Annotated in this window: 4 protein-coding genes; 2 read left to right on the top strand and 2 right to left on the bottom strand. The window is 42.8% G+C overall.

The window, feature by feature from the left end; translation table 11 throughout:
- Positions 1-407: 407 nt before the first annotated feature.
- Complete coding sequence (locus tag P3T48_RS02180) at positions 408-1,982, bottom strand: PD-(D/E)XK nuclease domain-containing ATP-binding protein (RefSeq protein WP_276505454.1); 1,575 nt, start codon at positions 1,980-1,982, stop codon at positions 408-410.
- Between the two features lie 267 nt (positions 1,983-2,249).
- Here P3T48_RS02180 and P3T48_RS02175 point away from each other — a divergent pair, with 267 nt between their 5' ends.
- Positions 2,250-3,032 (top strand): pyrroline-5-carboxylate reductase family protein, encoded by a 783-nt coding sequence (locus P3T48_RS02175; RefSeq protein WP_276505453.1) that lies wholly within the window; start codon positions 2,250-2,252, stop codon positions 3,030-3,032.
- Positions 3,033-3,216: 184 nt separating this feature from the next.
- On the top strand, positions 3,217-4,797 hold the full coding sequence (locus P3T48_RS02170; RefSeq protein ID WP_276505452.1) for a PD-(D/E)XK nuclease domain-containing ATP-binding protein: 1,581 nt from the start codon (positions 3,217-3,219) through the stop codon (positions 4,795-4,797).
- A gap of 56 nt (positions 4,798-4,853) precedes the next feature.
- Here the strand turns inward: P3T48_RS02170 and P3T48_RS02165 are convergent, their stop codons facing one another.
- Positions 4,854-5,489 (bottom strand): HU family DNA-binding protein, encoded by a 636-nt coding sequence (locus P3T48_RS02165; RefSeq protein WP_276505451.1) that lies wholly within the window; start codon positions 5,487-5,489, stop codon positions 4,854-4,856.
- Positions 5,490-6,000 lie beyond the last annotated feature (511 nt).

Genomic DNA, 6,000 nt, shown 5'->3' with positions numbered 1-6,000 from the left:
GGAAAAAGGTGAAGTCTATGACGTAAACTACATCAGGCAAGATCCAAGGCTCGTTAAACATAATTAACGTTAAAAATGCGCTCAAAGCTTGCTCAATTAGAGTAAAACAGGGCGTGCTGCTTGTGTCCATTGCCCTGGGCTATGAGCTTTTGGGCCTTCAGCCCGTACTTGAACCACATGCGAAACTTCAGTCTTTTAAATCGACTCAAAGCCGAATTTAATGATGTTTCTTGTGATTTATGATACTTCTATGATACTTCTTGTAAAATAAACGAAAAAGTATCATTCTTGTATTGTGCAGTATATCAGATGTTTATAAGGATATCGTACTAAATAATGATACTATGATACTTTTTCCCGCAAAAAACATTTATGCGCAGGCAATTATTTTCAATACCTCTTTCATATTATACTTCCTTCCAATCAACCAGTCCCTTTCCCATATCATCCAGTTCTATGGCAAGAGCAATCACTTTGCGCTTATCAGCCTTGAAAGGTTCGGCATACTGCTTGGCTTTCACCTGCTCCGTGGCAGCATCCACGCCACCGTTGTTGCTCAGTTTCAGCTCCAGCACATAGATGAAGTTGGTGGTTTCTACCACCATATCAATTCTGCCCGTAGCAATCATCTTTTCTACTTCCACACGGCAGCCGATGGCATTAAAGATGGTGCTCAGAATCAGGCGGTAGCGCTCCTCCATATTCATGCTGGCAAGCTTCTTGTTGCTGTAGGGCACATCCGCAATGAGCGCCTTCAGGCATTTCATAGCTTCAGGAAGATTGCCAAGCTTCAGGGAATACAACAACATATTTTGGGTGGTTATTACTTGTGCATTCGATTGCATCGTCAAGGCGGGCAATACAATCCTGTATAGAGCCTTGCGAACTTCATAGTTTGGAATGCCAAGCATATAGATGCCTTCTGTATAACTTTTTATTGTAAGATATCCCGATTGGTAGAGGAATAGTTCAGCACCGCCTCCTGTCACATCCGAAGTTTCCAAAGTATCGCTGTCTATTGGGCAATTTTCAAAATTCTTCATTTTTATCTCCATGTCGTTAACGAACTTAGGAAGCAACGAGTTTGCGCCCGACGAAGCCCAGTAGTTCTTCAGATCAGAATCAGCCAAGGCATTGATGAGACTGAACGGATTGAATACATCTACCATATTGCGGCGACTGAAATGATAGCCGTCATAATATGCCGTCAGTTGTGCTACAGCTTCATCGAATGTCCAGTCTTCGTATTCTGCCAATTTGTTGATTTCCGGCTTAAAATCGCGCAGCACCTCTTCTTTCGTAATACCACAGATGGCTGCATATTCCGGCTCAAAGCTGATGTTGCTCAGATTGTTGAGTACAGAGAAGAGAGAGATTTGCGTAAACTTGGTGATGCCGGTGATGAAGACAAACTTCTCGTATTTGTCATCTGCCTTGAGAATGGCAAAAACTTCCCTATAGATTGAGGTGCATGCTTCATGCTGCGGAGTCTTCCAGGAATGCTGCAATGGAGAATCGTATTCATCGATGAGGATGGCAACTTGTTGTCCAGTTTGTTTGTAGGCGGTTTGGATGATAGTGTCAAAGCGGTCGGCAAGCTGAGCTGTAGGTTTAGGAGTAATGCCGTATTCATCCTCTAATCTGTCGAAAGTTATGTCGAGATAAGAGCGCAGAGTTTCTGGTTCTGCACCCGCACAACTCATATCGAATCTGATGACAGGTCGCTTCACCCATTCTGTCTCCATCTGCATAATCTTCAGACCCTCGAAGAGTCCCTTCTTTCCCATGAAGTAGGCTTCGAGCGTATCGACCAGCACTGATTTACCAAAGCGGCGTGGGCGGCTCAGGTAATTATACGTTTTATTTCTGTTGGCAAGTTGCCAGATGATATCTGTCTTGTCAACATAAAGGTATCCATCCTTTCTGATTTTCTCGAAAGACTGGATACCTGCTGGTAATCGTCTATCGTTTGTCTCTACCATATCTATCGTTATATGAACTTTTCCGCAAAATTACGGTTTAATTTTCATATCAGCAAGAGATTTCGGGGAAAAGTTACTGAAATAGTTGGGGATTTCCAGGTTTTATAAGGTGAAGATGAGACTTCCAGAATGGGAGCAAACTAACGAATTTCTTAAAATATCGTAAGTAAACAACCGTACTTTCTTAAAAAATCGCCAATAAACGGCTCTTTTTCTGATAAAAATAGTATCTTTGCACTATAATTGCATTTTAACTATAAGAAGACAATGAAAATAACAATTATCGGAGCAGGAGCCATGGGTGGTGCCATGGCAGAAGGACTCTTGCAAAGCGAGAAGTTCATTCCATCAGATATTACAGTATCTGACCATAACCAACCCGTATTGGACCATTTTGCAAGCAAGGGTGCCAGCGTTACACTCGACAACCAGTTGGCTTGCCACGGCGCAGACATCGTATGCGTGGTAGTTAAACCATGGTGTGTAGAGAAGACATTGAAGGGCATCAAGGAAGTTCTCGACTACAAGAGTCAGAAACTCGTAGTAGTTGCTGCTGGTGTGCCATCAGCCAACATCAAGGAGTGGTTAGACAAAGATGGTATCACTCCAACCTTCTTCCTCGTGATGCCAAACATCGCCATCGCCTACAAGCAGTCGATGACCTTCATCACTCCTATAGATGCATCTGCCACAGAAATCCAGCAGATTACAGATATATTCGATGAATTGGGTGAAAGCCTCATCATGGAAGAGCGCCTCTTCCCTGCCGCCACAGCTATGTCGTGTGCCATCGCCTACGCCATGCGTTATGTAAGAGCCAATGTGGAAGGCGGCGTAGAGATGGGATTCAAGGCTAAGGATGCCCAAAAGATTGTACTCCAAACCGTAAAAGGAGCCGTGGAGTTGCTGCAGGCAACAGGCGAGCACCCCGAGGCTGCCATCGACAAGGTTACCACTCCTGGCGGTTGCACCATCAAGGGCCTCAACACCATGGAACAGAATGGATTTACCAACGCGGTCATCAAGGGTTTAATAGCAGGAAAAAAGTAAAATCTCTATCCTATGGATAAATGACATATAGCAAACAACCCATTATAGAAATGCTGCAAGAGCCTCGGTTCTTGCAGCATTTTTCTGTTTTATAGAACGAAACCGTGCATTTATCATTCATTATTCTTGAATAAATGGAAAAATAAATGTATCTTTGCAAAAAGAATAAAAGAACAGAAAGACTATGGCAGAGATGATTACAAGGAAATTGCCAGCAGGCATACAATTCTTTAGCATTATCCGCAAGGAAGGCTACTTATATGTTGACAAGACCGACTTGGTATGGCAACTTACTCACTCAGGTGATTTATACAATTATCTGAGCCGTCCTCGTCGTTTCGGTAAGTCTCTGCTTATAGATACCTTGCAATGCTACTTCGAAGGCAAGAAAGAACTCTTTGAGGGGCTGAAGATTATGGAACTGGAAGAAGAATGGACTGAGTATCCCGTCATCAGACTTGACATGAGCGGTGCAGGTGCCACTGCTGCCGAAATCAAAGACTATCTCAATCTTGAGTTTTCGAAATACGAAGCATTATACGGCATCAAGCCTAAAGAAACTTCTCGCGAATCCGTACGTCTCCAAGTTATCCTTGACACTGCCCATCAAAAGACAGGTAAGCAAGTAGTTGTCTTGATTGACGAATACGATTCCCCATTGCAGCATTCATGGAAGACACCAGAGCATGAAGGTTGCACTGAAGTTTATCGTTCTGTATTCTCCGTGCTCAAACTCAAAAGAAATGTACTTCGCTTTGTCTTCATCACAGGCATCACGAAGTTTACCCAGATATCCCTGTTCTCAGTACTTAACCATCTGACAAACATCAGTTTTCTCCCACAATTTGCCCCTCTTTGTGGCATCACCGAGGAAGAGATGACAGTTAACTTCGCCCCAGAGTTGGAGGCCTTGGCAGATAAGATGGAATGCAGCATTGAAGAAGCACACGACAAGTTGAAGACCTATTATGACGGTTATCATTTCAGCGATGAGAACATGACCGACATCTACAATCCGTTCAGCTTGCTCAACGCCCTCTCCCAATTGCGTCTGCGCAACTATTGGATTTCATCCGGCGCCACTTCCATGCTGAATAAATTCGTAAACAACATGGAGTTACGCCTTCATGACTTCGAAGATTGCTACATCGACAAAGACACACTGGAGACATCAGATGTCATAGAAGGCGGTGCCGAACTATTCCTCTATCAGACAGGTTATCTCACTATCAAGGGTTTTGATGAAGATGGATATTCTTTAGGCTTTCCGAATGAGGAAGTAAGAAAGGCTCTCTACAAAGCCGTACTGCCTACACTGACCCAGAAGGACATCACGGATATTGTCTCCATACAAAGCAGGTTAATGCACAGCATGAACAATGGCAATTTGGAAGAAGCCAAGCTGTGTATGAAATCTCTCATCTCAAATGTCCCATACAGCAATAAGAAATTGGCAAGTATGGACATGGAGGAGCGTTATCGCCTTATCATCAGCACCATACTGAATGCCATAGGATGCCAAGTAGAAGTAGAATACATGTTATCAACAGGTAGAATAGACATCGTAGCCTCCACCTCCCGCTTCATCTATGTAGTGGAACTGAAGTTAAGCAACAATGGAGGGATAAATGCTGCCGAAAAACAAATCATTGACAATGGCTATCTCAAACCATTCTTGGCAGATGACAGAAAGGTTATAGGATTAGCAGTAGAATTAGATGACATGGGCAAAGGACTCATTGATTGGAAAGAGGTGCAAAATTAGCAGTAAAGTCTTCCATAATTGCTTTTATCATTTTATTCATATTTCTAATAACAATTTTATATTTCCACCCTTTTAACATACACTATCGCCGTTCTCCTGCCACTTGTTGTGATACCATTAGCAGGGTTTTCGGAGAAGGTTCGAAGCTCCTTCGTAGCTGTGGAACGAGGAAGGGAAGTTAGCTCGGCATAATCTGCCACACGAATAAAGGGATGAGTGGCATCAGCCAAGTAATCTTGCAACATCTTCAGGCGTTCTTCCTTGGTATAAGGAGAACGATTCACCCTGGATACACCGGCACGAGTAAGCTTACAATGAAGATTGACGTCATTCACCAAGTCCTTGTCCGACACATAGCGCACATTTTTCACCTCGATGCTCTTAGCATTGCGTTTGGTCTCATCGCCGTCGATAGTATCCATCTCCTTGTCTTTCTTCACGCCAAGCGTTGCCTGGAAGGTACCGATGCCTTCGAGCGTAACCGTATTACCATCCGCCAGTTCCTCCACCAGTTGTTCGGCTATCTTGCTGAGCGCATGCTTCAAGATGCCGTCGTCGAGGATGCCATGAGCGCCGGCCTTCTTCAAGAACTCTTTGGTGGAGAGATTTCTTCGCTTCTCTAAACGATAATAACACTTGGTTTCGCCAGTACCATTGAGGTCGGGCATCTCTTGCTTGATGTATCTTGCCATAATCTATCACTTTAAAAGGTTTGTAATATGCCTGTAAAGTTACAACTTTCCTACTACAAAACCTCAAGAAACCCACTTCTTTTTATATATCTTAACTTATGTTCTACTAAATATAGCTTAGGTGTGGTTAAATATAGTCTGCATATAACTAAATATGGGTTAGGCGAAGCAGTATGCAGTAGGCTTTTACAGGTTTCGATCTATAGCATTAGAGGTTATACATTAAGGAGAGCCAAGTTATATAACCAGAAGAAAAATAAGATACTTTAGAACCACAAAGGCAAGCTTCTACAATCACAAAACAACAAATACTTAGTTTTTTTCTGCATAGTTACAACAGTTTACCATCAAAACAGCTTGTAATTATTCATTTTATCACCTCTTTGTTTGCTCAAATCACTTAAAAATCGTACTTTTGCCACAAAAAGCGAAAATTGGCTACACTCGGCAAAATCAAGCGAGCTTGTTTTGCACAATCTTTGTCACAAAAAGCGAAGGCAAGCAACAACGT

The organism is Segatella intestinalis, assembly GCF_029348455.1.
Lineage (GTDB): Bacteria > Bacteroidota > Bacteroidia > Bacteroidales > Bacteroidaceae > Prevotella.
Note: the sequence above shows the minus strand (reverse complement) of the source record. Positions and strands in the feature narration are given on the sequence as shown.

What these genes read in the sequence shown, in the direction of transcription:
- P3T48_RS02170 (WP_276505452.1), top strand. Translation starts at nt 3,217, where the DNA reads ATGGCAGAGATGATTACAAGGAAATTGCCAGCAGGCATACAATTCTTT.
- P3T48_RS02175 (WP_276505453.1), top strand. Translation starts at nt 2,250, where the DNA reads ATGAAAATAACAATTATCGGAGCAGGAGCCATGGGTGGTGCCATGGCA.
- P3T48_RS02165 (WP_276505451.1), bottom strand. Translation starts at nt 5,489, where the DNA reads ATGGCAAGATACATCAAGCAAGAGATGCCCGACCTCAATGGTACTGGC.
- P3T48_RS02180 (WP_276505454.1), bottom strand. Translation starts at nt 1,982, where the DNA reads ATGGTAGAGACAAACGATAGACGATTACCAGCAGGTATCCAGTCTTTC.